We start from the raw sequence: 23,909 nt of genomic DNA on the forward strand, positions 1-23,909 counted from the left end.
AGTCGATGGCCCTAGTTTCGTTCTGGGGCTTTATGTTTATATGAGTGGAGATACATTTTGGTTAATAAATTCGTCACTTTCGCGCTGTTTGGCTTTTTAGCTATTTTTCAATCGACGCTAGTGCAGGCAGAGGACAATGCGTCTGGTTCAATAGAAAGTTTACTGGAAATGAACCGAAATATTGAAGGTGAGTTCCGACAAGTGACATACGATGAAAAGGGGAAGCAGCTTCAAGTGAGTGAGGGTGTCTTTCTCTTGGCTAAACCTAATCAATTTGTTTGGGACAGTGTGACGCCTTTTTCCCAGCGTATTATTTCTGATGGCAAATACATCACTGTTTGGGATGTGGATTTAGAGCAAGCAACGAAAAAACCATTGTCAGGTGCGGTTGGTAATTCGCCAGCGGCTCTTTTAGGACAACCAGCAGCGGATGTGCTTCCTCATTATGATGTGAGTGTATTGGGGGCTGAGAAATTTCGCTTGGCACCAAAAGACGATCAAGACCTCTTTCAAGCACTGACTCTGTCTTTTAAAAATAAAGTGATCAGCGCCATGAGTATTTTAGATACCCTTGGGCAAACCACGGTTATCGAATTTAAGAATGTTGAGACGCATGAAGGCGTAGCAAAAGAAAACTTTGTGTTGGATTTGCCAGCTAACGTGGATGTTATTGTAGAAGGTCAGTAATGAAAGATCTTTTTTCGGATGTGCCGCCAGAGGCCTATCAGCCTTTGGCCGCAAAAATGCGGCCAGCGAGTCTGGATGATTATATTGGCCAGTCGCATTTGGTGGGTCCGGGAAAACCGTTGCGCAGAATGGTAGAAACAGGACACTGTCATTCCTTTATTCTTTGGGGTCCTCCCGGTGTTGGTAAAACGACCTTTGCCCAGCTTTTATCTCACGCCCTTGATGCGCAATTTATTGAAATATCAGCGGTCATGTCTGGTGTTAAGGAAATTCGTGCTGCGGTAGATCAAGCAAAGCAACTACGCATGATGAATGGCACTCAGACCGTTTTATTTGTTGATGAAGTACACCGTTTTAATAAGTCACAGCAAGACGCCTTTTTGCCTTATATCGAAGATGGCACGTTTTTGTTTATCGGTGCTACTACCGAAAACCCTGCTTTTGAATTGAATTCCGCTCTGTTATCTCGGGCGCGAGTCTATCGTTTAAAAACACCAAGTGTCGAAGAAGTGGAGCTTGTATTGGTTCGGGCCCTAAAAAGCCTCGAAAATGGCTTTCAGATAGAGGATTATTTTTTATCTGTGTTGGCTCAGGCTGCTGATGGCGATATTCGACGAGGGCTTAATTTTTTAGAGATTTTGTCGGATTTGGTTGAACCTGGTTGTAAAGTTACCCAAGAACAGCTTGAAGACGTCCTTGGAGGAAGTCTTCGCCGCTTTGATCGTAAAGGCGATGTGTTTTACGATCAAATTTCCGCCTTTCATAAATCGGTTCGTGGTTCTTCTCCTGATGGTGCCTTATATTGGATGGCGCGAATGCTGGATGGTGGCTGTGATCCTTTGTATATTGCACGACGTTTATTGGCGATTGCCTCAGAAGATATTGGCAATGCCGATCCACGAGCCTTACAAATCGGTCTAAACGCATGGGATGTTTTTGAACGTGTTGGCCCAGGAGAAGGGAATCGTGCGATAGCTCAAGCGGTGGTTTACATGGCGTGTGCGCCTAAGAGTAACGCGGTATACAAAGCGTTTAACCAAGCAATGTCAGATGTTGCGGCACAGCCTAGTTATGAAGTGCCTGCGCATTTACGCAATGCTCCCACTTCATTGGCGAAAAGCATGGGGCACGGTGATGAATATCGCTACGCTCACAATGAAGAGCATGCTTACGCTGCTGGCGAAAATTATATGCCAGAAGAATTGGCGGATATGCGTTATTATCAGCCGACAGATCGCGGCCTAGAGAAAAAGATCAATGACAAACTGGCTTGGTTGTCAGATTTAGATGACCAAAGTCCATTACAACGCTATGGTTTCTTGTCTCAAGAGGACAAACTATGATGTATCTAATGATAGCTGTTGGCGGTGCGCTGGGCGCATTGAGTCGTTATGGTATGTCTAAGTGGGTTAATACCCACTGGCAATACCATTTTCCCTTCGCCACTATGGTAGTGAACGTCTTGGGTTGCGTGTTGATGGGAGTGGCGTTTGTGCTGATTAGTGAGCGTCTGCCGTCACTTGAACCTTATCGTCCATTAATTATGGTGGGTTTTTTAGGTGCATTTACTACTTTTTCCACTTTTTCATTGGAAATTGTCTCCCTTATTAACATGCAGGCTTGGCTAACTGCAGTAAGCTATTTATTATTAAGCTGCATTTTGGGTATTGTTGGTTTGGCGGTTGGAATGACGCTCGCGCGTTTGTTCTGATCTCTTATATTATTTGAAAATACCCTAATTTATTTTTATACACTGTTTGAAGGATATTGTTGCAGAGATGTTAGACATTAAAGCATTACGCGCTGACCCAGAAGCCATTGCGGCTCAACTTAAAAAGAAAGGCTATGAGTTGGATGTGGCGACTTTTTCTTCCTTAGAAGAGCGTCGTAAAGCCATTCAAGTAGAAACGGAGCAGCTGCAACAAGCCCGAAATTCAGTATCCAAAGAAATTGGTCAGGCGATGAAGTCTGGCGATAAAGAAAAAGCGGCTGAATTAAAAGCGCAAACAGCGACGCTGGGTGACGACCTTGAAGCGGCAAAAGCACAACTAACCCAAATTCAAGACGAGCTGGAAAGCTTATTAGAAGGTATTCCAAACTTACCGCATGCTTCTGTTCCAGAAGGAAAGACCGAAGACGATAACGTAGAAGTACGTCGTTGGGGTACACCTAAGCAATTCGACTTTGAACCAAAAGATCACGTTGATCTTGGTGAAGCGATGGATATGCTGGATTTTGAAGCAGCAGTGAAGATTACCGGTTCTCGCTTTGCCGTTATGCATTCTGATTTAGCGCGTCTACACCGCGCTCTAACGCAATTCATGATCAACACTCATGCTGACTTGCATGGTTATACCGAAGTGTATGTGCCTTACTTGGTGAACGCTCATTCCTTAAAAGGAACAGGCCAGCTACCTAAGTTCGAAGCGGATTTGTTTAAAGTGCCAGTGGATAAAGAAAGCGGCAACAACGATCTTTATTTGATTCCAACAGCAGAAGTGCCTGTAACAAACCTGGTGCGTGATGAAATTTTAAACGATGCGGATCTGCACAAGAAGTTTGTTGCACATACGCCTTGTTTCCGCAGTGAAGCAGGCAGCTATGGTCGTGATACTCGCGGCATGATTCGTCAGCACCAATTCGAAAAAGTTGAGCTAGTCCACGTTTGTCGTCCAGATATCTCTGAGCAGGTGCTGGAGGAATTGGTTGGTCACGCAGAAGTGATTCTACAGAAGCTAGAACTTCCTTATCGTACTGTGATCTTGTGTGGTGGTGATCTTGGTTTCTCTGCGCACAAAACTTACGATATTGAAGTATGGTTGCCTGGTCAGGGCAAATACCGTGAGATTTCTTCTTGCTCTAATATGTGGGATTTCCAAGCCCGCCGTATGCAGGCACGTTGGCGTAATCCGGAGACGGGTCGCCCAGAGCTTGCTCATACTTTAAATGGTTCTGGTTTGGCTGTGGGTCGTACTTTGGTTGCTGTGCTAGAAAATTACCAAAATGCTGACGGTAGTGTACGTGTCCCGGATGTCTTGGTGCCGTATATGGGCGGCAAAACAGTATTGCAAAAAGCGTAATTGATAGGCTTGCAGTGCAGGTAAACCTTTCAGCTGGATGGGTTTGGTTGAGAGTGTTTCGTACTGATAAGTAAATTGCTTTAAAACAAAAAAGCCTCTTAAAGAGGCTTTTTTATGTGATTGGGTAAGAAAGATTATGACGGGTAAGGTGTATTTGATCGGTGCGGGTCCGGGTGATCCAGAATTGCTGACGTTGAAAGCGCATCGATTATTAATAAAGGCAGATGTGGTGCTGTATGATCGCTTGGTTGGCAAAGAAATTATTGAGCTAATTCCTGAGTCAGCAGAAAAAATGTACGTAGGTAAAGCCAAGTCTTTGCACAGCCTTCCTCAGGATGAGATCAATAGCTTGCTCGCAAGAAAAGCCAAAGAAGGGCACATGGTGGTGCGATTAAAAGGTGGAGATCCATTTATCTTTGGGCGCGGCGGTGAAGAGCTGGAAGAGCTGATCGAAGAGGGCGTTCCTTTTGAAGTGGTTCCGGGTGTCACGGCGGCGGCTGGTTGTGCTGCGTATGCTGGGATTCCGTTAACCCATCGTGATTATGCCCAGTCGGTTCGATTTTTAACGGGTCACTTGAAAGATGGTACGACGGAGTTGCCTTGGGAAGAATTGGTGCATCCTGCGCAAACTTTAGTGATCTACATGGGGTTAACTGGGCTTAAAGACATTAGTCAGTCGTTGATACGCTTTGGTATGAGTCCGTCTATGCCAGTGGCAATTGTCGAGAAAGGTACCACGCGTGAGCAACGTGTTTTTACATCCACAATTCAAGATGTTTATGACGTATCTGTGGTAAATGAAGCTAAATCACCAGCGTTGCTTATTATTGGTGAAGTGGTGGCTTTGCAGAGTAAATTAGAATGGTATGGTAAGTATTAGTAGTCGCAAGATACCATTTTGTAATTTTTTAGGTCTTCAGACCGACAAAAAAGCACTCTATATTTAATCTGAAACCTTGTCGCGCTAAAGCACGACCTACAAAAATCAGTCACCTGTAGGTCGGTCTTTAGGCCGACAAAAAAGCACTCTATATTTAATCTGAAACCTTGTCGCGCTAAAGCACGACCTACAAAAATCAATCATCTGTAGGTCGGTCTTTAGGCCGACAGAAACATTTACAAGTGACTCACAGGCAGTTCGCGGGTTTTGGAAGACCAGCAATTTTAGCGGCTAGCTTAGGTGGGCTACCCGGGAAAAGCGTCATCAAATAAATGCTACGGCCTTTTTCCGCGCCAAGTTTTTTGGATACGGCTTTGACTAATGGTCGCATGGCGGGTGACACTTCAAATTCTTCATAGAAATCTCGTAATAAATAAATGATTTCCCAGTGCGCGTCCGTTAGCTCGATTTCAACCTCTTGGGCGAGTTGGTTAGCAAGTTCTGGTGTCCAGTCTTGCAGGTTTAGCAAATAGCCTTCTTCATCTAAAACCAAAGTATTGTCTGTCATATTGATTACCAACTTATATTTGCTTCTGCTGCAAACGTTAACTCTACCCATTCTTCGTCTGTAAGTGCGACACCGACTGTTGGCGATAAGCCATAGGCAGCAACATCACTTTGCAAATAATAAAGAGTGATCTCTTTTTCTTTTATAAGAGTTTGCATCTTCTCAGCGTACTGAATGCTTTTTAGAAAACCGTCTTCAATCAGTAAGACTTGGTCACCTGCTTGCAGGCTATTTTGCCACGTTGTTTCTAGTGAGGCAGGGTAATCGAGTTGATTTATCTGGTGGAGTCGCATAATTAAAACCGAAAAACCTGTTGGTATTGTGAAAACATTGTCTGCCACTCGGTACTATCCAGTGGTGTGACGCCTTGCCATGAAGTGGTGCTATTCAGCCATGAATGGTTTTTTTCTATATAGACGTTTTCAATATCATAAAACTCGAGTCCAGCGAGCAGCTTGTGCAGGTTTTTGCCATGTTCCGCTGTTGGTTGTTGAGCGTCAGATAAAAGCGCCAACGCCGCGCCGGATAAGCATAAATCAACAGGTTGCTCGAATGTGGCCAATACGAGAGCTAGATCTAGTCCTTCTTTACAAGCCAAGCTCGAATAGGGGCTGGTATTTAGGTGGATCAAAGTGTGTTTCATGAGGCTACCTAAACTGAATAATTTTGTTGGTTGTGTTCATAAGATCAACAAGAGTCCCCAAGCCTTCAAGCTGAAAGTGCTCCGCAAGCGTATGCTGTTCTAGTTCATAGCGACGACTTTCACCTTCATTGATAATGCCACGTCTTACCGCCGCGGCAATGCATAAATACAGTGGAATGTTATTTTGTTCTGCTATTTCTTGCCATGCTCGGGTGAGGTTGATTTCATCCCTGGGCGGCTGTGCCACTTGGTTGCCAATTAATACAGCATCTTCATAAAAGAAGACACCTTTGATGCTATCGGGGGATTTATTCAGAGCAGCACGAATGAAGCGCAGTGCAGTGTGACAGGCTTTGCTGTGATAAGGCGAACCCGTAATGAGCAGAGTGTATTGCATTAAAAATAACCTTGGCATGAGATACGGTAAATTTTACACACAAAAAAGGCCGCAGTCAGCGGCCTTTTAAAAATGCTAATTAGGATTAATCGTCGTTAGCCATGCCAAGTAAAGACAATACGCTTAGGAACATGTTGTATAGAGAAACATACAAGTTCACAGTAGCCATGATGTAGTTAGTTTCACCACCACGTACGATTTCGCTAGTCTGCAATAAGATAACCGCTGCAGAGAACAAGGCAAAACCTGCAGAGATGAAGATTTGCAACGCTGGCATCTGAACGAAAAATCCGGCAATGACAGCAAACAGCAAGACAAAGAAGCCGACTGTGATGAATCCATTTAGGAAACTAAAGTCTTTCTTAGAAATAAGTGCGTAAGCTGACAAGCCTAGGAAAGATAGGCCAGTGATGCCTAATGCGCTCATGATCAAGCTAGAGCCGTTTGATAGGCTCAAGTAAGCCGTCAGGATTGGACCAAGGGTTAAGCCCATGAAACCAGTCAGAGCGAATACACACAAAATACCAGCAGAGCTGTTTTTAAACTTGTGTGTTAGGAAAAGTAAGCCATAAAAGCCTACAAGAGTAATAATGAGTCCCGGATGTGGGAGGTTTAATGCCATGCTCATGCCCGCAGTGAAGGCGCTGAACAAAAGGGTAAGCGACAACAGCCCGTATGTATTGCGGAGCGTTTTGTTTGCCGCTTGTGACGTATGTGTCGAAAGGGCTTCTGTGTAACGCATGAGATTACTCCTTTAAGGTTTAAGACATTCAATAGACTTAATATGAGGCTGAAAGTTCCAAACTTCAAGCTAGATTATTTATTCTATGCAAAATACCAAAAAAGCACCGAGGATATCGATGCTTTTTTGGTGTTTTGTTTGCTTGGCTACGACTTGTTTCGAAACCCGTGATTAAGATGTTAACGACTTGGTTGCAGAGGCTTGTTTGGTTTTGTGTTTGTCTACCTGTCTGGTTAATTTGTCTACCATTTCATCTATCGCGTAAAACAGTCTGTCTTCTGAAGACGCCGCCGCGAAAATTTCTTTGCCCGGTAAGTGTATGCAAGCTTCTGCTTTTTGGGATTTATTGTCTTTAAGAAGAGTGACTTGAACAGAAGTAATTTGATCGGTCAGTTTTGACACTTTCTCAAGTTTTTCATTGATGTGGTCTTTAATGGCTGGGGTGACGTCGATATGGTGTCCAGAAATTTTGGTAGTGTGCATACTACTTTCCTCCAGAGTAACGTTCGCGATGCAGCACGGAGAAAAAATCAAATGGCTCGATACATGAAGACTTGATGTTCACCTTGCTGTTATTTCAGCATAGGTGTGTTTTTTTATGCTGTCAAAGACGGACTATTTTTATTAAAAGAAGCGCAGTTTGCATGTAAGGTTGTCGTGCTAATGGCAAAGCCTTTTGATAGACTGTTGTGCTAATTATGCGAAGCGAGATTTATGTTGGATAACGACTATTCATTACCGATATCATTTTCAATGGCCGCCCAGATTGGTCTAGAAGAGACAGTATTGCTGACCTTTCTAAAGCAGCATACTTACCTTTCAGGCGCGAACGTAGTGCGAATTGAAATGAATCGACTTAGTGCACAGCTGCCTTTCTGGACAGTGCCTATGCTCATGCGTTTATTAACAAATTTGCAGATTAGTCAGTTGCTAAGTTTTCAGCGCCAAGAAGAAGTCCTAGAGATTCAATTGGCGTCATCCCAAAAAGTCGCTCAAGCGATGAAACCGGCAGTAGAAAAAGTGCCGAAAGAAGATCCATTGATGGAGAAAATGGACAGATTGCATCGAGCTTCTCGGGATAAGACGGAAGAATTTACTCCGCAACCAAAAAGCTATCCTGCAAAGCAACCGGTTCGACAATACGAAACGCCGTTCACTCCCCCTGTGGTGAATGACAGACGAGGCGTGACGGATTTTGATTTATACTTAGAGCAGAAAGAACGCGCTAGGCAACCCGACCAATGGCAGCCGGAAGAGGCAACATTAGAACAAATTGGTCAGGCTGGCATTGCTCGTGATTTTGCGCTGTCTCTACAAGCCGAATTTTTGCTAAGAATCAAAGAGCAGCGGAAAAATGTCAGAACTTGGAACAGCGAATTTTTTAAATACGTAAAACGTCAGTGGCAATACAAACAATCGGATAGGTCTTCATATGAAGGAACCTCAGGCAGTACAAAATTTACTAAAACCTCTAGAGAACAAGTTAGCGACGCCCTCAACAACATCCACGACACAGACTGGTGAGTATGGTTCGGCCGGAGCTGCCCGTGATTCCGGCCCGACAGAAGCAGATCAACAAACTCGCGTACTAGTAAATATGTTGTTTGCGCGCTTTAAAGCAATTTATACCCATAAATTTGCGTCAGCTTACAGCACCACAGATGAAGTGAAGCTTGCAAAGCGTGAGTGGGCCATTGCTTTAAAAGGCTTTCAAGAGCCTCTGTTGGCGTACGCAGTAGAGCGAACCAAAGAAGTTCATGCTTGGCCTCCGACCATTGCGGACTTTTTGAAGCTAATTAATACCGCATACAAAGCCTACGGTTTGGTAGATCCTCGTTCAGCTTACCTAGAAGCGTGTGCTTGTCGCACGGATCCTTTACGGTATAAATGGAGTCACCCTGCGGTATTTTTTGCGGGCTCTGAAGTGGGTTGGTACAAATTGAAATCCGAAGAAGAGCGTGTGAGCTGGCCTTTGTTTGAGCAAAGCTACCTGAAAGTCGTCGATCGAGTGATTGCTGGTGAACGCTTAGTCATTCCTAAAGTTGTCATGATTGAAAATAAGCAAACCCTCAACGTAAAAGACTTGGCAAACGTAATCGCCAAAGAACTCTCTGTTGATGAAGAACAGATCACGCCTTTGCTTTATTACACCCAAAAAACCAGCGGAACGGGTGTACGTGCAAGGTATAGAGAAATTTGTCAGCAAAAGCTGAAAGAAATGGGTTATAAAGGCCATCTTCCTGATTAAATGAGTTTTTCGGAAAGGTTGTTATCAATATAATTGGTTATCAGCAGGATGCTTTGTGTTTTATTCTTCCTTGAAGGAGAGGCGCAGATAGAGGACAGTTTGGTGAGGTTGTTATGCTAAAAGTATTGATTGTTGACGACCATGATGTGGTTAGCCAAGGAATTGGTCGCGTATTACAGGATGTAAAAGGCGTTGATGTAGTCGGGGTTGTACATTCTGGGGAAGAAGCAATAGCGCACAGTAAAACGCTTCAGCCAGATATTATACTCATGGATATTCATATGCCTGGAATTGGTGGATTGGGTGCCACAAAAGAAATTAAGCGCATTATGCCGAGAATTAAAATTATCGGTTTGTCCGCATTGGACGACAACTTGTATCCAGTAAAATTGCTAGAAGCTGGAGCGTCAGGGTATTTGACGAAAGGCACAAAAACCTCCGAAATATTAGAGGCGATTGAAATGGTGTCCAGAGGCGAGCATTACATATCCAAAAATATCGCCCAAAAAATGGCACTTTCTAAGTTCTCGATTGATGAACAAGGTTCGCCTTTAGGGCAATTGTCCGACCGGGAGTTACAAGTAGCTCAGATGATTATTGATTGTAAAAAATCCCATGAGATAGCTGATCTACTCAATGTTAGTCCAAAAACCGTGAGCACATACCGTACTCGCATTTTTTCCAAGTTAAACATAGACAGTGATGTGGAATTGATTCATCTAGCGATACGTTACAATGTACTTGGTATGGGCTAGGCGAAAAACGAGGTTTGTTTGAGCCATTCAGAATTTGATCCTAAGCATTTTGTTAGCAACTTAACCACACGTCCGGGCGTATATCGCATGTACGACGTAAACGGTGAGTTGCTCTATGTCGGAAAAGCAAAAAATCTAAAAAATCGTGTTGCGAGCTACTTCCGTGTGACAGGGTTAACGACCAAGACCATGGCCTTGGTGAGTCGTATTCACTCCATCGAAATTGCTGTTACCAAAAGCGAAACGGAAGCCTTGCTTCTGGAGCAAACGCTTATTAAGCAGCATCGTCCGCCTTATAATATCTTGTTGCGAGACGATAAATCTTACCCATATATTCTGTTGTCGAATCACCATCATCCGGCCTTATTGTTTCGTCGTGGCGATAAAACCGACAAAGGTACCTTGTTTGGCCCGTTTCCTAGCGGCAGTGCCGTCAAAGAAAGTCTGAACACCATGCAAAAGGTCTTCAAAGTACGTCAGTGTGAAGACAGCACGTATTCGAACCGATCTCGCCCTTGTTTGCAGTATCAAATCAAACGCTGCTCAGGGCCATGTGTGAACCTGATTAGTGACGAAGAATACGAAAACGATGTGCGTCATGCGCGCATGTTCTTACAAGGCAAAGACCAAGAGCTGACCGCTGAAATAAGCGCGCAAATGAGTGCCGCCGCCGCAGACATGGAATTTGAACGCGCAGCGGAGCTGCGAGATCAAATCATCCAGCTAAAACACATCCAAGAACAGCAGCACGTTTATGGGCAAACAGGCGAAGCCGATATCATCGCCGCCATTATTCAGCCGGGTGGCTTGTGTGTGCATGTGATGATGGTGCGCAAAGGTAAGGTGGTTGGCAGCAAAAGCCACTACCCAAAAATGCCGATCGAAATCACAGAAGGCGAATTATTATCGTCTTTTATCGCTCAATTTTACCTTGGTGGTATTCAAGAGTTACCTAAGACGCTTATTATTAGTCATCAACTAGACGATGCGGAAGCGCTGGTGGAAGGTATTTTTGCCACCACGCAGAAGAAAATCGAAGTACTAGATAACGTAAGAGGCCAACGTGCTCGTTGGTTAGAGCTAGCAAAACTCAACGCAGAACAAGGCCTGCAAGCAAGGCTTTCTGATAAACGTAATCATTTTAGTCGTATCACCGCGCTGCAAAAGCTATTAGGTTTTTCAGAAGCGCCAATGCACATGGAATGTTTCGATATCAGTCACTCTAGTGGTGAAGCCACTGTGGCATCTTGCGTGGTGTTTGGCCCCGACGGCCCCGATAAAAAACGCTATCGATCTTTTAACATCGAAGGTGTGGAAGCAGGGGACGATTATGGTGCTATGAAGCAGGCTCTAACTCGTCGTTACAAACGCGTGAAAAGTGGCGAGTTGGACGCACCAGATGTTTTGCTCATTGATGGTGGTAAAGGGCAATTAACGCAAGCCGAAGCCGTATTAAAAGAGCTTGGTCTGGTCGATATCTTTTTATTGGGTGTAGCAAAAGGCGATACGCGCAAACCCGGTCTTGAAACCTTATATATTGGTTCAAAAGAAGATGAAGTGGTGCTGCCGCCAGATTCGGCCGCATTGCACCTCATTCAGCATATACGAGATGAAGCTCATAGGTTTGCGGTAAAAAGCCATCGCCGCAGACGTGACAAGAAACGACGTCACTCCGTCTTGGAAGAGATTCCCGGTATTGGGCCAAATCGCCGTAAAGAGCTACTGACGGCTTTTGGGGGCTACCAAGAACTGTTGTCAGCGAGTCAGGAAAATATCGCAAAGGTAAAAGGGATTAGCGCGAAAAAAGCGGAAGAAATTTATCTCTACCTCCATAAGAGTTAAGCTTGGCTAAGTGTTGGTGCATTTAGCGTAATAACTAGGAATGCTTTAAAAATTAGGAATAACATGAACATACCGAATATATTAACTTCCGTGCGGATCTTTATGATTCCTGTTTTGGTAGCGATCTACTATTTACCATGGGAAGGGCGTTATTACACCAGTGCGATTATATTTGCTTTGGCCGCTTTTACAGACTGGTTAGATGGTTACCTGGCTAGGAAGCTGGATCAAACCACACCCTTTGGGGCGTTTTTTGATCCCGTGGCGGATAAGTTGATGGTATCCATTGCTTTGGTGTTGTTAGTCGCAAGCTACGCAAACCCATTATTGACCTTAGCCAGTGCCGTGATTGTTGGACGAGAGATCGTTATTTCAGCATTGCGAGAATGGATGGCGGAAATGGGGAAACGCGCCAGTGTTGCGGTGTCTTTCATTGGTAAGCTGAAAACCACCATGCAAATGTTGGCGATTTTCATTTTATTGGGCAGTCGACCAGACACGGTTTCTGCTCATGTTGGGGAAGCGGTTCTAATCGCAGCGGCCTTATTAACGCTTTGGTCTATGTATATTTACCTAAAAGCGGCTTGGCCTGCGCTAATGCCTAAAGAGTCGAACAAAAACTAAACAGATTTAGAAAAAGTGCCTAAGTTAGTTATTTATTTGGATTTTTTCCTTGACGTGAAAGCTCAAATACATAGAATAGGCACCGTCTTTTGAGACGCGGGAATAGCTCAGTGGTAGAGCACAACCTTGCCAAGGTTGGGGTCGCGAGTTCGAGCCTCGTTTCCCGCTCCATCAAAAGATAATCTGATAGAAGGCCGGATGGCAGAGTGGTCATGCAGCGGACTGCAACTCCGTGAACGCCGGTTCGATTCCGACTCCGGCCTCCAAAATCAGATATGCCCGGGTGGTGAAATTGGTAGACACACAAGACTTAAAATCTTGCGCTTTAACGAGCGTACCGGTTCGATTCCGGTCCCGGGCACCATTTATGGTGCCTTTTTTTATGCCTGCACTTTCTTATCTTGCTCAATCCCTTTAAATATCTACTCTCCAGCATTTTCTTAGTGTTACTTCAAATTGTAAGCTTTTCCGCTTATATGCTATCTTTTCTGAAATTCTGCACCGAAACTGCACCGCACATTGCACCGGAGAATATTCAGTGGCGTCTATTTTTAAAACCGATGATGGATCATGGCGCGCTCAAGTGAGCGTGAAAGGTAAGCGTAAGACGAAGCGAGGCTTCTCTACAAAGCGCGATGCACAAGCGTGGGCGTCAGACTTAGAGCGCGAAGCAAAAGAAAGCACCTCTTCTGATATTCCAGATCGTCCCTTTAGTGAAGCACTAGAACGCTACCGTGATACGGTCAGTGTGACCAAGCGTGGCCAGAAATTCGAAATCCGAAGAATCGAACGCTGGTTGGGCAAAAGCGCCGACGAACCAGCAGACCCGCTTTGTTTTATTTCCCTTCAAGACCTTCAATCCGAACATTTTGCCGAATGGCGAGACAGACGCCTACAAAAAGTGGCCGTTGGCACTGTGTTACGTGAATGGACCGTGTTGTCCTCTATTTGCAGTCAGTGTGCGAAAGAATGGGGCTGGTTGAGAGAAAACCCAATGACAAGGGTAAAGCGTCCCAAAGAGCCAGAAGCAAGAACAAGACGGCTGTTACCAGGCGAATTTGAACAACTGATGATCGCCACACAATACGACATAGACATACCGCCAGAATCCAAAAGCGAGCGCATCGGCGCGGCCATCGTCTTTGCAATAGAAACCGCCATGCGTGCCGGTGAAATTTGCGGCATAACATGGGAAGACGTGAATTTAGAAAGACGGACTGTTCATCTACCCAAAACAAAGAACGGTAACCCTCGTACCGTGCCGTTATCCACCACAGCGGTGAAAGTGTTGGAAAAGCTCAAAACCTTAGATGACTGCAGGCTAAAAGCGTTTAATCTAAAATCAGATTCGCTTGATGTGAATTTCAGAAAGATACGTAACAAGTGCCTAATAGACGATCTACACTTTCACGACCTGAGATGGGAAGCACTAACGCGACTGGCCACCAAAGTGGACGTACTTAATCTAGCGAAGATATCAGGCCATACTGATCTAAGAATCTTGCAAAGGGTGTACTACGCGCCAGATATGGGTGATATTGCGTTGATGTTGGATTAACTTGATGGATTTATATATATGGGGAGTAATAGCTTGGCTTTAGGCAATATGTCAGAAGGGCTAATAAGGCAGAGGAGAAATTTGATCTCTGTTTCTGGAGTTTTGATTTTTTTAAAGTTTGCTGGTGTTGAAATTAGTAAGTTAAGTTTTCTTGGGTTAGATTTTGATGAATTAAAAAATCCTTCTGCTTTTTATTTGCTTATATGGGTAGCGTACTTCTACTTTGCACTACGTTATTACCAGTACTTTTGGCAGGAAGGCAGGTCTAAGCTAACAAGTTATTATATTAGTGGTGTGGGGCATCTTACTATTGATAAAGTATGGACCAATGCGAAAAAGAACAAAATAAATGGAGAATTTCGTACATATGAACCTAACACTTTAGAAGAATTAGAAGGTAATGATTGGAAGTATGAAGCAACTTATAGAAAAGCTGATGGGACAGAGACTGTCGTAGGAAAGGTTCTGGAGAAAAAAGAACGTGTTAAATGTAGAGTGAATACAATTATTAATCTTACATTCCATACCAGTGCGGTGACTGATTACTTACTGCCATTCTTGTTCGCTATAGGTGCGCTTTCTTATTGCTTTACTGGGTCCACATCAAGCTTGCATTGGGCTTTTAAGGCTAGTTTTTTTTAAATTAGAGGTAAACAATTTTGAACTTGAAACAAGTCCCATTTTGGACATCAGAGACTATTGTTACTTCAGTATCAATAGGAGTATCAGTTACTTTAGCTATTGCTATCTTGTTAGCGAATCAATGGTATTCGAATCGTCGAGAACGAAAGAAGTTAACGTGTGAAAAAATCGAAGCTTTTTATGAGGCTACGATAAGTTATGAAAACGCATGTGATCAGCTACTTACAGACATTCAATTGATGAAATACAAAAGGGAAAGTGGGTATTATGAAAATGATCCATTCGTATATGCTCAATTTGAGAATGCTCTAACTAAGATGACAATGTTGCATGAACTATATTTTCCTTCCGCTGATTTTGATCCAAAAGCATATGGTATAGAAAAAATGTCAATTATCTGGGCCGCAAACTCAGGAGAAATAGCTAGAAAGACAGTAAATGCAGAGGAAGAGTTTTCAAAATCACGTCAGTATGTAGAGTCCAGCTCAAAGCATTTACGTAGTTTGTGTCTTAAATTGATGCGTGAACATATGGTATAAGCCGCCAAAACGATTTACTGTAAAGGAAGTGACAACAATATGAAGCAATCGTACACTCAGATTGCAGTGCATCCACTCCAGAAAATCGCAGCACGTCACACCAGTAGTACAAGGGAAGTTATGGCTAGCAATGATAAGGGACGTGTCTTCGGCCATATTCCTAGGACCACAGTAGGTCAAATCTTTAAAGATCATGCCGCTTTAGCGAAAGCCGGCATTCATAAGTCCAACCAAACCGGGTTGTATGCCGAAGCTGTCAACATCAAACAATTAGGTCAGCCTCACAATGGGCCCGATGTAGAAAGCAACATCCTCTGCCTTTGCCCAAATCACCACGTACTCTTTGATAACGGTGGGTTCACCATTGCTGATGACCTAAGTTTGATCGGCATAGAGGGTGAATTGAAGACAGTAACAAAGCACACAGTTGATCTAGCGTTTATCCAGTATCACCGTGAACACTATCAGGTAAATTAATAGTATTTTAACTTTATAGATTCCTTGGAGGATCAGTTGGATTTAGATTTTATTAGTGATTTTTTTAAGAAAAACATAATCGTGTTGGTGGTTTGTATTTTTATTTTTTCAGGAGCTTTTGTTTTTGTCTATGATGAATATAAAGAAAATCAGAAGAATATAATTTCTTTATATGATCTTAGGTCTGATTTTGAAAAAGAAAAACAAGATTTTGAAAAATATAAAATCGAAATTAATAAATCTATTTATGATGAAAGATTGGCTTTATCTAATTTAAAAAATGAATTTGAAAAAGAAAAAAATAAAGAAAAGTTAGATCTTATTGATAAGCGTAATTTAGTTGAAAAAAGAGAAAAGGCGCTTGATGAAAGAGCGCTTGATCTTGAGATTAAATACAACGAATTAAGAAAATCTTTCGATTCTGATAGCGCTGAAAATGCATTGTTGATTTCTGAAAAAAAGAAAGAGCTAGATAGATTAATTGCTGAAAATAATGAGAAATCAAAGGATATAGAGTCTTTATATAAACACTTTTCAGAAGAGGCATTGAGAGAAAAAGCAGAAAATCAAATTCAAGAATTAATAGCGGAGTTTAGGGTTCTAGGTGTGGATTTAAGTCGTAGGAATGAATGTGATGAAGAAGGTATGAAGAAATATCGTCAAGCTCAGTCTATATTAGATCAAATATCTGCAATTGCTAACAGTCAGAAAGTTGGTGCGGGATATATGCAATTCATAAGGAGTAAAAGCGGTGGGATGGTATCAGTGTATAGTTTTGGGTGTAACTAATTGAATTCAGAATAATTGGTTGCGCAGCCGGTATTTTATTATCATTAGATTTATAAAAATAACACCTCTTCAGGTTTAAGGAGTAATCATGGACAGTACAACACCAAACTACGCGTTTTCTAGCAATAAGAAAAAAGCCATCTACTCTTTGAAGGGGATTTTGCAAGGTGTGGCGGCGGACGCCACATTGAACACGATGGAAGCCCTTTACCTAAACACTTGGTTATTGGATTCTAAGGCTCTGCGCGATGACCCCGATGTATTTGATTTGCTGGAGTTGATTAGCGATGCATTGGCGGATGGTAAGTTCACTGCGGAAGAGCTGGACGATCTAAGCGCACTCATTACCGATATTATCGAGTTTCGATCCTATGAAGACGTCACCGCTTCTGACTACCTGAACGAGTTTCTAGGGTTGATCAGTGGTATCGTGTCAGACGATCAGATTAACGCAGACGAATTTGCCTACCTCATCGAATGGCTAAATAAGCATGCCGACCTAATAGACGACGCCACGGTAAAAAGCGTTGTGGCGAAAATGGTCGAGTTTTCCGCGCTTGACCAGGTCACGCCATCCGATAAAGAAGCCTTAGTGTCTTTCCTAAAACAGACAGTTGGGATTCGCTTCCTAGAAACGGGCGCCGCCGATGCACACCCCATGGACCACATCGCAGACAGCATCGAATCCATGAACCACGAGCGTGCGGCCATTTGTTTTACCGGTGTATTCAACACAGGCACCCGCAAAGAAGTAGAAGCCATTGCCATCAAGATGGGCGCTACGCCTCGCCAAGACCCGAGCAAATCGATTCATTATGTGGTGATTGGCTCTCAAGTGTCGCCAGATTGGAAACACACCAGCTTTGGCCGCAAGATACAAAAGGCAATAGAGCTAAGAGAAAGCGGGCATCCGCTTATCATCCTAACGGAACAAGAATGGGTTAGGTTTATTTAGTCTATTATCAATAGCTAATAAGTGATGCTTAATAAGTCGATTACAATTAGGTAAAGAGCAGAGCTAACAGTTAATTTTACTCTGACTCTATTTATTAAAAGAGAGTGATTTTAGGTGTAATAGATGGAAAGTATAGATTTTTGTACATTTGTAGAAAATAGCTCTTTGTATGAAGAGGCTGAAATTAACATCGATCTTATTAACAATCATGGATATGTTAGTTTAAATGCAGAAATGATTCCAAATTTTTATTGTTCTTCTTGTGCTAGAAATCAAAAATTTGATCTGATGAATAATAACGAATCTGAAAATTACTGGAAGAAAACCTTAAGTAATATTTTTAGGGTGGTTTATCGTTGTAGAAATTGTAAAAATAGTTATAAGACCCTTAGTCTAAGAGTTGTTTCACCTAGTGACCGTTATAACTTAGGCACAGGTACTCACTCTGTTAAAGTGCAGAAGGTTGGTGAGTTTCCTGAAAGAGTTATACCTATACCAAAAAGAATAGAACGGTTGATGGGAGGAGATAGAAAGCTATTCTATAAAGGGCTTAAGTGTGAAAATCTAGGGATGGGGATTGCTGCATTTGCATATTATAGGCGAGTTATAGATTCTAAAAAAAATGTGATATTTGATGAAATTATCAAAGTACTAAAAATTGATGGTTCTGATGAGCTATTAATTGAAGAGTTAACAGCTGCAAAATCTGAAACCCAGTTTACAAAAAGTATTGGTAGAATAAAAAAAGCATTACCGAACTCTTTAAAAATACAAGGTCAAGACCCACTTAAATTGCTTTACGCGGCTTTAAGTGAAGGGTTGCATTCTAAGCAAGATGAAGAGTGCCTGCAAAATGCAAAAGATATAAAAATCATCATTTTTTACTTGATAGAAAAAATAGAGCTTGCCTTAAATGATGATGATGCGTTGAAAGAGGCAGTTAAAAGACTAAGGAAATAATAAGCTTATAATATTTCTAAATGCATAAAAAAACCGATCTTGAAGTGACCTCCAATAGTTGGACTATCCAATAACTGGGGGTCTTTTTATGTCTGCTGTAAATCATTTCAATGTGTCATTTTCTGCGCCAGTGCCCAGGACATTACGTCGCTGGCGACCCAACGCCAGCTGGTGTTTCTTCTTCTCAATACGTCTCATTTTCCGAGTGAACGGAAACGGAGGTTGAGCCATCAAAGGCAGTGTCGATGTTGAAGACAATCGGTCGGCAGCAGACTTGGCAGTCTTCGATGTATTCTTGGCTTTCGTCTAGCACTTCTATGACGACGTCGATGCTTTCGCCGCAGTAAGGGCAGGAGATGTCTTGTTCTATTAATTCGCTCATTTGGGTCTCCAATATTTCTCTTTTTTTGATTATTACTGTGTCTGTGTAAGTGTCTAAAGTTGTTTTGTAGCGTTTTGCAGTCCTGACTATTTATCCGTCAATAACTTTCCTAAACTCAGCGAGAAATAATCAACTCTTAAAGGTTTGTAATGGATAAAATTCTCTCTTCCCTCAGTGTGCAAAAAAAGCTTTTTGTCCCTGTTGTTCTGCTTACTTTCTTGCTTGTTGTTGTGGCTGTTTTCTTTTATAGAAATGAAGTCGTTGTTGATAACGCTAAGCAAGAGTTGTCAGCAAATAAGAAGACGACGGATGCCATCTCTTCTTATTTTTCTAGCGCTGAAAGTTTTATTCAGAGCCAAGAAAACTATGAGGGCGTATCTGAAAAATACAAGTTGGTCACATCTAGCTTCTCCCAGTCGAATTTGCCTGAGAAAGCGTCTTTGTTGGCCGAAATGGCAAGCATTAACAATAAGCTAGAGCAAATTCATTCGATTTACCAGGATAATGGTAAGACGGCAACGGAGCTTGTGCAGAAGCTTAGAGAATCATCAAAGGTGTCTGATGACTATCTTTATTTACAATTTGAGAAGTTGGTTGATGAGGATCAGCGTAAGGATGTAACGACGTTTGAAAGGAAGATATTGACGGCTGCGTTGATCAATACGGTGGATAATTTTGAGCTAGAGTTGATCTTCCAAAAGGTGCAGAGTGATATTTCATATGCTTCCAGATTACTTGATTACATAAGTGGTCTAGAGGCTAACAATAAAGAGGCGATCATTCAGCTTGAGGGTTCACCCGCCAAAGCAGAGGCGGAGAAGGTGCGCGACTCTTTGGTTGGAATTCGTGCGTTATCTGAGAAGTACATTGAAAACTCCAAAAAAGTGCAGGCTTTGAATGCTGAGATAAGTCGTTCTCTGGGGGCTGTGATGAGTTCTTTTTCTCAGATTGAGGATGAGAATCTACAGGTAACGTTTGAGAAAATGTCAGCAAGTTTGTTGAATATTCTTATTATTCTGTGTGTTGTTGTGGTTGTTACCATTGTTTTGTCGGTATTGTTTGCGTCCTCTATTTCTAAGCCTTTGAAAGATTTAGAACAACATATTAATGATTTGGCGAAAGCGGGAGGGGATTTAACCTTCCGTATTAAGTTGGATCGTAAAGATGAAATAGGGAAGTTGGCTGTTGGTATTAATGCTTTTATCGAAACGCTTCATGATGTGTTTAAAGGTGTCGCAACGAACAGTAACCATATTGCGCATTCGGCTAAGGAGTCTTCGCAGTTAAGTAAGACGACCTTGAAAAGCATGATGCACCAAAATTCAGAAACAGAAACAGTGGCAGCGTCTTTTGGTCAGATGGAGAGTTCTATTCATGAGATCTCTAGTAATGCTTCGTCCGCAGCGCAAGTGGTTCAGGGCGCGGTAGATAAGGCGAAGTTGGTTGTAGCGAGCATTGGCTCTACCATCAGCAATGTGGATAGCGTAAGTCGTAATCTAGAAGAGGCGACGGCGGTTATCAATAAGCTAAATGGCGACACTCAGAACATTGGTAAAATTCTTGATGTGATTCGTGATATTGCAGAGCAAACGAATTTGTTGGCGTTGAATGCGGCGATCGAGGCGGCTCGTGCTGGCGAGCAAGGGCGAGGCTTTGCTGTTGTTGCGGATGAGGTTCGTTCTTTAGCGCAGCGCACGCAGTCTTCTATTGATGAGATTGGTTCTATGATCTCGAACCTTCAAGGGGCGGCTAATCAAGCTTCAGAGGTGATTGTTCGTAGTAATGAAAGCATGGGGCAAACAACGGATCAAAGTAGACAGACTGGTGATAATGTCGACGAAATTGCGCATATGATCTCTACGATATCGGATATGAACCTGCAAGTTGCAGCCGCTGTAGAAGAGCAAAGTGCTGTTGTTCAGGAAATCAATAAATCGATCAATGAGATTAATCAGTTGGCGATCAGTTGCAGTGACGCGGCTAGATTGTCTGATCAATCTGCTGATGAACAGGCTAAGCATTCTCAGGCGCTGCAAGGTTTAATCGGTCGCTTTAAGGTGTAAAAATACCAAGAACAGTCATGTGATTGAAGAGCGGCTCAGCTAGGTTGAGCTGCTCTTTTTTATTGGATGGATATTGGGTTTGATAGTGGTTGAGTCAAAAATTCATACTTTTATCGATCTGCTTGCGTTGTCTTTGTGCAACACTGTTATGATCTGATAGTCAAAATGAGGTGCGATGATGAGTGCTATTAAATATCTATCCGTTTTAGCGTTGCCTGCTTTGTTGTTTGGTTGTTCTTCTGGTTCTCATGTTGTGACTGGGCAGCAGTTGCCCGAGATCGAGGTGGAGGAGGTGACCGTATTTGAAGAGGCGCCAGCGTTTGACTATAAAGTGATTGGTACCGTGCGCGCGTCCAGTGATGGTGGTTTTACGGAAGACGCTAGAAAAGAAAAAGCCACGGAAGAGCTAAAGGAGCAAGCCGCTAAAATAGGGGCCAATGGCGTGATCTTGGATGAGGTAACGCAGCTTTCTTTTAGACGTTTAGGAACTGGTATTGGTGTGAGTGGCAGCAGTCGAGGTGGTCTTGGAACGTCGATAGGCTCAAGTTTTTCTTTCCCAACGACAGAAGCAAAAGGAACGGCCATATCTTACGATGTTTTGATGACAAAATAGTCTTAGGCTGTGGTGTGTCTTGATGAGTATTTTTAGTTGCCTGTGATATTATTTTGCAGTGAAATTTTACACTAAGTTTTTGAGAGAGTGTTATGTCAGGGTTAGAAGAAAAGGCAAAAGGTCGTCTTACGACTAGGACGGTTGCAATGCCGGGGGATACTAACCCTGCAGGCGATATTTTTGGTGGTTGGGTGGTGTCGCAAATGGATATCGCGGCCGGGATATGTGCAGGACAGCGTGCGCAATCGCGTGTGGTAACGGTTGCTCTAGATGGAATGAGTTTTATCCGTCCGGTAAAGGTGGGCGATATCTTAGGCGTCTACACAAAGGTTGAGTCCGTTGGTCGCACTTCTATGAATATTTTGGTGGAAGCTTGGGTGCGCCGTGGTCGTATTGGTCACCGTGAAAAAGTAACGGAAGGCATGTTTAAATTCGTTGCTATCGATGAATTTGGTAAATCGATGCCGATACCGAAAGAAGAAGATTTGCCCGATTATGTTATGCAAGGGTTTGATGACTGAGCCTGTTTTTCAGGCTATTTCTTCAAGACGAAAAAAAAGCGCTTACCGAAGTAAGCGCTTTTTTAATGTTGGTACCAGTAGGCGGACTCGAACCGCCACACCCGAAGGCAACGGATTTTGAATCCGTCGTGTCTACCAATTCCACCACACTGGCCTTGAAAAGGTGAAGCGCATTCTATATTTTTTTGTATGGGTGTCAATCATTTAACGTAAAAAAAAACATTTTATTTAATTTGCCCCTATTTTTAACCATATATGGGTGAGGCGGTACTCGTGCAGAGCCCTTAATTTATCGATTGCATGACCTCTTCTGACCACAACATGGCATCTAAAAATGCTCTGTTTAGCTGCGCTCTTTCTGCTGGGTTCATGGATTGTATGTTGTCCCAATGCTGCTCTTCGCAGTCGAGTGCCAAAGAAAGATAGCTTCCTAGCTCGCCTGTGCGGTGCATGATGGCGGCACGGGATAGGTTATCTAATGCGATTTGCTCCAGCACCACGGATTTTTCTACATTGAAAACGGCGTCTATGCCAGACATCAATCCCACCATGAATGCCGAGTCAGCAAGGGCAGGTTGTTTATTTTGTGCTAGCAACTGACAGCAACGTCCACGGGTCAGCAGAATTTTAAGCAATGCTTTTGGTTGGGTCGATGAGGAGGTAAGAGTGATGAGAAGTGCCCATTTTTTCAGTTGTACCAGCCCCAAGAAAATAATGGCTTCTTGGATCGATGTCACGGTTTTAGACAAACCGCAGACGGGGCTGTTGATGATGCGTAAGAGTTGATAAGACAGCTTGGGATTTTTGGTGACTAGGTCTGACACAGTGGCTATATCGACGTCTTTTTGTTGCAGCGCATTAACTAGATGAATGGCGCCATGTGTTGCCGAGTCAATTTTTTTGCCTTTGATGATTTCGGGGCGTTGCAGGAAGTAGCCTTGAAATAAATCAAAACCAATCTTTTTGCAAAGCTCAAACATCTCTTCGTTTTCAATCTTCTCTGCCAGTAATATTAAGCCGCGCGCTTTTAGCTCGTTAATTTCCTTAATGAAATTTTCTGGCGGTGTTAAGAACACATCTATTTTGACGATCGAAACCCAAGGCAGCAGTGCCTCATAATCGGCATTGAATTGGTAGTCATCCAGTGCAAACCGATAACCTGCACCGCGCCACTTTTTCAACGCTTCGAAAAACTCAGGGGTGAGCTTTTGACTTTCGAGTATTTCTATATAAACCGTGTCTGGGGAAATCGGAAAGAAAGCGTCAGACAGCATTAGCTCTGTTGTCATATTAATGAAGAAGGGCTTTCTTAGCTGAGATTCTAGGTTGGTAATCCCAATGCATAGGTTTACCAATACTTGGCTAGTTGCAGATTCACCGTCTGAAACATTGGCGCTTAATGCGTCCTTTCCACGGAATAGCAGCTCGTAACCAAATATGTCTTTGGACTTTTTCAATATTGGTTGCTGAGCCATCATTAGATCGTCTAAGACCGTTGGAAATTCGACCATATATCTCTCTTACTCGATTGCTTCGGGGAAGTGGTTCATGTTCAGTAAAACAATAACTTATAAAAACACATATTTCTTAATTTAGGCAATCAGGATTATGTAGCAATAAGTATATTTATGGCTCGATAAAAACTGAGATGAAGTGAGTCAAAAAGGTTGACAGAGCCAAAAAGCATCCATAAAATCCCCCGCTGTCAAAACATCTTTGAAATCTCAGGACATCATGTCCACCTACGCTTATGCGTTTTGTGGGGCCTTAGCTCAGCTGGGAGAGCGGTTCGCTGGCAGCGAACAGGTCAGCGGTTCGATCCCGCTAGGCTCCACCAATAAACTTCTTTATTACCCTTTTATTTAAAGCATTCAGTCCTTCTTTTTTGGTGCGTCCAAGGTTAGGCTTATCAGTATCTTATTAAGCTCCTTTCTAACACGTAGG

Annotated in this window: 28 protein-coding genes and 5 tRNA genes; 24 read left to right on the forward strand and 9 right to left on the reverse strand. The window is 42.9% G+C overall.

Annotated elements, in window-relative coordinates; translation table 11 throughout:
- The first annotated feature begins 57 nt into the window (after window positions 1-57).
- From lolA to cobA, 5 genes are all read left to right on the forward strand, one after another.
- On the forward strand, window positions 58-687 hold the full coding sequence (gene lolA, locus DFP75_RS00340) for an outer membrane lipoprotein periplasmic chaperone LolA (protein ID WP_245926898.1): 630 nt from the start codon (window positions 58-60) through the stop codon (window positions 685-687).
- A complete protein-coding gene (locus DFP75_RS00345) occupies window positions 687-2,030 on the forward strand; it encodes a replication-associated recombination protein A (RefSeq protein ID WP_110571529.1) in 1,344 nt (447 codons plus the stop codon). The genes lolA and DFP75_RS00345 overlap by 1 nt, the downstream gene beginning before the upstream one ends.
- Window positions 2,027-2,398, forward strand: coding sequence for a fluoride efflux transporter CrcB (gene crcB / locus DFP75_RS00350; protein WP_110571530.1), 372 nt, complete (start codon window positions 2,027-2,029; stop codon window positions 2,396-2,398). Before DFP75_RS00345 ends, crcB begins: the two co-directional genes overlap by 4 nt.
- A 67-nt stretch (window positions 2,399-2,465) precedes the next feature.
- Window positions 2,466-3,767 (forward strand): serine--tRNA ligase, encoded by a 1,302-nt coding sequence (gene serS, locus DFP75_RS00355; protein ID WP_110571531.1) that lies wholly within the window; start codon window positions 2,466-2,468, stop codon window positions 3,765-3,767.
- A 136-nt stretch (window positions 3,768-3,903) separates the two neighbouring features.
- Window positions 3,904-4,647 (forward strand): uroporphyrinogen-III C-methyltransferase, encoded by a 744-nt coding sequence (gene cobA, locus DFP75_RS00360; RefSeq protein WP_110571532.1) that lies wholly within the window; start codon window positions 3,904-3,906, stop codon window positions 4,645-4,647.
- A 247-nt stretch (window positions 4,648-4,894) separates the two neighbouring features.
- On the opposite strand, the gene DFP75_RS00365 is transcribed toward cobA, so the two are convergent.
- From DFP75_RS00365 to hpf, 6 genes are all read right to left on the reverse strand, one after another.
- The gene (locus DFP75_RS00365) at window positions 4,895-5,215 is read right to left on the reverse strand and encodes a TusE/DsrC/DsvC family sulfur relay protein (RefSeq protein ID WP_110571533.1); all 321 of its coding nucleotides are present in this window, start codon (window positions 5,213-5,215) and stop codon (window positions 4,895-4,897) included.
- Window positions 5,216-5,220: 5 nt separating this feature from the next.
- Window positions 5,221-5,508 (reverse strand): DsrH/TusB family sulfur metabolism protein, encoded by a 288-nt coding sequence (locus tag DFP75_RS00370; RefSeq protein ID WP_110571534.1) that lies wholly within the window; start codon window positions 5,506-5,508, stop codon window positions 5,221-5,223.
- Between the two features lie 2 nt (window positions 5,509-5,510).
- Window positions 5,511-5,858 carry a DsrE family protein gene (locus tag DFP75_RS00375; protein ID WP_110571535.1) on the reverse strand — a complete coding sequence of 116 codons (348 nt, stop codon included), beginning with the start codon at window positions 5,856-5,858 and terminating at the stop codon, window positions 5,511-5,513.
- Window positions 5,859-5,862: 4 nt separating this feature from the next.
- Entirely contained in the window at window positions 5,863-6,255 is a 393-nt protein-coding gene (gene tusD, locus DFP75_RS00380) for a sulfurtransferase complex subunit TusD (protein WP_110571536.1), read from the reverse strand.
- Window positions 6,256-6,340: 85 nt separating this feature from the next.
- The gene (locus tag DFP75_RS00385) at window positions 6,341-6,997 is read right to left on the reverse strand and encodes a Bax inhibitor-1/YccA family protein (RefSeq protein ID WP_110571537.1); all 657 of its coding nucleotides are present in this window, start codon (window positions 6,995-6,997) and stop codon (window positions 6,341-6,343) included.
- A 171-nt stretch (window positions 6,998-7,168) separates the two neighbouring features.
- Window positions 7,169-7,480: a ribosome hibernation-promoting factor, HPF/YfiA family gene (gene hpf / locus DFP75_RS00390; protein WP_110571538.1), complete on the reverse strand. Its 312-nt coding sequence runs from the start codon at window positions 7,478-7,480 to the stop codon at window positions 7,169-7,171.
- A 231-nt stretch (window positions 7,481-7,711) separates the two neighbouring features.
- Here hpf and DFP75_RS00395 point away from each other — a divergent pair, with 231 nt between their 5' ends.
- The 15 genes from DFP75_RS00395 (at window position 7,712) to DFP75_RS00465 (ending at window position 18,386) form a co-directional block, all read left to right on the forward strand.
- Entirely contained in the window at window positions 7,712-8,521 is an 810-nt protein-coding gene (locus DFP75_RS00395; protein ID WP_110571539.1) for a DnaT-like ssDNA-binding domain-containing protein, read from the forward strand.
- Window positions 8,430-9,245, forward strand: a complete 816-nt coding sequence (locus DFP75_RS00400) for a replication protein P (RefSeq protein ID WP_245926900.1) — start codon at window positions 8,430-8,432, stop codon at window positions 9,243-9,245. Before DFP75_RS00395 ends, DFP75_RS00400 begins: the two co-directional genes overlap by 92 nt.
- Window positions 9,246-9,358: 113 nt before the next feature.
- Entirely contained in the window at window positions 9,359-10,000 is a 642-nt protein-coding gene (locus DFP75_RS00405; protein WP_110571541.1) for a response regulator, read from the forward strand.
- A gap of 18 nt (window positions 10,001-10,018) precedes the next feature.
- Window positions 10,019-11,842 (forward strand): excinuclease ABC subunit UvrC, encoded by a 1,824-nt coding sequence (gene uvrC / locus DFP75_RS00410; RefSeq protein ID WP_110571542.1) that lies wholly within the window; start codon window positions 10,019-10,021, stop codon window positions 11,840-11,842.
- 63 nt (window positions 11,843-11,905) lie between these two features.
- Window positions 11,906-12,466 carry a CDP-diacylglycerol--glycerol-3-phosphate 3-phosphatidyltransferase gene (gene pgsA, locus DFP75_RS00415; protein ID WP_110571543.1) on the forward strand — a complete coding sequence of 187 codons (561 nt, stop codon included), beginning with the start codon at window positions 11,906-11,908 and terminating at the stop codon, window positions 12,464-12,466.
- Between the two features lie 96 nt (window positions 12,467-12,562).
- A tRNA-Gly gene (locus tag DFP75_RS00420) sits at window positions 12,563-12,637 on the forward strand.
- Window positions 12,638-12,658: 21 nt separating this feature from the next.
- Window positions 12,659-12,732: transfer RNA gene (locus DFP75_RS00425), tRNA-Cys, on the forward strand.
- Between the two features lie 11 nt (window positions 12,733-12,743).
- Window positions 12,744-12,830 (forward strand) — tRNA-Leu (locus DFP75_RS00430).
- A 174-nt stretch (window positions 12,831-13,004) separates the two neighbouring features.
- Complete coding sequence (locus tag DFP75_RS00435) at window positions 13,005-14,024, forward strand: tyrosine-type recombinase/integrase (protein WP_110571544.1); 1,020 nt, start codon at window positions 13,005-13,007, stop codon at window positions 14,022-14,024.
- Window positions 14,025-14,057: 33 nt separating this feature from the next.
- A complete protein-coding gene (locus DFP75_RS00440; protein WP_146219948.1) occupies window positions 14,058-14,666 on the forward strand; it encodes a hypothetical protein in 609 nt (202 codons plus the stop codon).
- Between the two features lie 17 nt (window positions 14,667-14,683).
- Window positions 14,684-15,205 (forward strand): hypothetical protein, encoded by a 522-nt coding sequence (locus DFP75_RS00445; RefSeq protein ID WP_110571546.1) that lies wholly within the window; start codon window positions 14,684-14,686, stop codon window positions 15,203-15,205.
- A gap of 39 nt (window positions 15,206-15,244) precedes the next feature.
- Window positions 15,245-15,682 carry an HNH endonuclease gene (locus DFP75_RS00450; protein ID WP_110571547.1) on the forward strand — a complete coding sequence of 146 codons (438 nt, stop codon included), beginning with the start codon at window positions 15,245-15,247 and terminating at the stop codon, window positions 15,680-15,682.
- A gap of 36 nt (window positions 15,683-15,718) precedes the next feature.
- Window positions 15,719-16,471, forward strand: a complete 753-nt coding sequence (locus DFP75_RS00455) for a hypothetical protein (RefSeq protein ID WP_110571548.1) — start codon at window positions 15,719-15,721, stop codon at window positions 16,469-16,471.
- Between the two features lie 88 nt (window positions 16,472-16,559).
- On the forward strand, window positions 16,560-17,426 hold the full coding sequence (locus DFP75_RS00460) for a BRCT domain-containing protein (protein ID WP_110571549.1): 867 nt from the start codon (window positions 16,560-16,562) through the stop codon (window positions 17,424-17,426).
- Window positions 17,427-17,549: 123 nt separating this feature from the next.
- On the forward strand, window positions 17,550-18,386 hold the full coding sequence (locus tag DFP75_RS00465) for a hypothetical protein (RefSeq protein ID WP_110571550.1): 837 nt from the start codon (window positions 17,550-17,552) through the stop codon (window positions 18,384-18,386).
- Between the two features lie 184 nt (window positions 18,387-18,570).
- Here the strand turns inward: DFP75_RS00465 and DFP75_RS00470 are convergent, their stop codons facing one another.
- Window positions 18,571-18,768 carry a CPXCG motif-containing cysteine-rich protein gene (locus tag DFP75_RS00470; RefSeq protein WP_110571551.1) on the reverse strand — a complete coding sequence of 66 codons (198 nt, stop codon included), beginning with the start codon at window positions 18,766-18,768 and terminating at the stop codon, window positions 18,571-18,573.
- 149 nt (window positions 18,769-18,917) lie between these two features.
- Here DFP75_RS00470 and DFP75_RS00475 point away from each other — a divergent pair, with 149 nt between their 5' ends.
- The 3 genes from DFP75_RS00475 (at window position 18,918) to DFP75_RS00485 (ending at window position 21,965) form a co-directional block, all read left to right on the forward strand.
- Window positions 18,918-20,831, forward strand: coding sequence for a methyl-accepting chemotaxis protein (locus DFP75_RS00475; RefSeq protein ID WP_110571552.1), 1,914 nt, complete (start codon window positions 18,918-18,920; stop codon window positions 20,829-20,831).
- 178 nt (window positions 20,832-21,009) lie between these two features.
- Window positions 21,010-21,444 (forward strand): YbjQ family protein, encoded by a 435-nt coding sequence (locus DFP75_RS00480; protein ID WP_110571553.1) that lies wholly within the window; start codon window positions 21,010-21,012, stop codon window positions 21,442-21,444.
- A 92-nt stretch (window positions 21,445-21,536) separates the two neighbouring features.
- Window positions 21,537-21,965, forward strand: coding sequence for an acyl-CoA thioesterase (locus tag DFP75_RS00485; protein WP_110571554.1), 429 nt, complete (start codon window positions 21,537-21,539; stop codon window positions 21,963-21,965).
- 69 nt (window positions 21,966-22,034) lie between these two features.
- Here the strand turns inward: DFP75_RS00485 and DFP75_RS00490 are convergent.
- Together DFP75_RS00490 and DFP75_RS00495 are read right to left on the reverse strand one after the other, a co-directional pair.
- Window positions 22,035-22,119 (reverse strand) — tRNA-Leu (locus DFP75_RS00490).
- A 130-nt stretch (window positions 22,120-22,249) separates the two neighbouring features.
- Window positions 22,250-23,476, reverse strand: coding sequence for an EAL and HDOD domain-containing protein (locus DFP75_RS00495; RefSeq protein WP_110571555.1), 1,227 nt, complete (start codon window positions 23,474-23,476; stop codon window positions 22,250-22,252).
- 250 nt (window positions 23,477-23,726) lie between these two features.
- Here DFP75_RS00495 and DFP75_RS00500 point away from each other — a divergent pair.
- Window positions 23,727-23,802 (forward strand) — tRNA-Ala (locus tag DFP75_RS00500).
- Window positions 23,803-23,909: the final 107 nt, after the last annotated feature.

Source organism: Marinomonas alcarazii (assembly GCF_003208215.1).
Lineage (GTDB): Bacteria > Pseudomonadota > Gammaproteobacteria > Pseudomonadales > Marinomonadaceae > Marinomonas > Marinomonas alcarazii.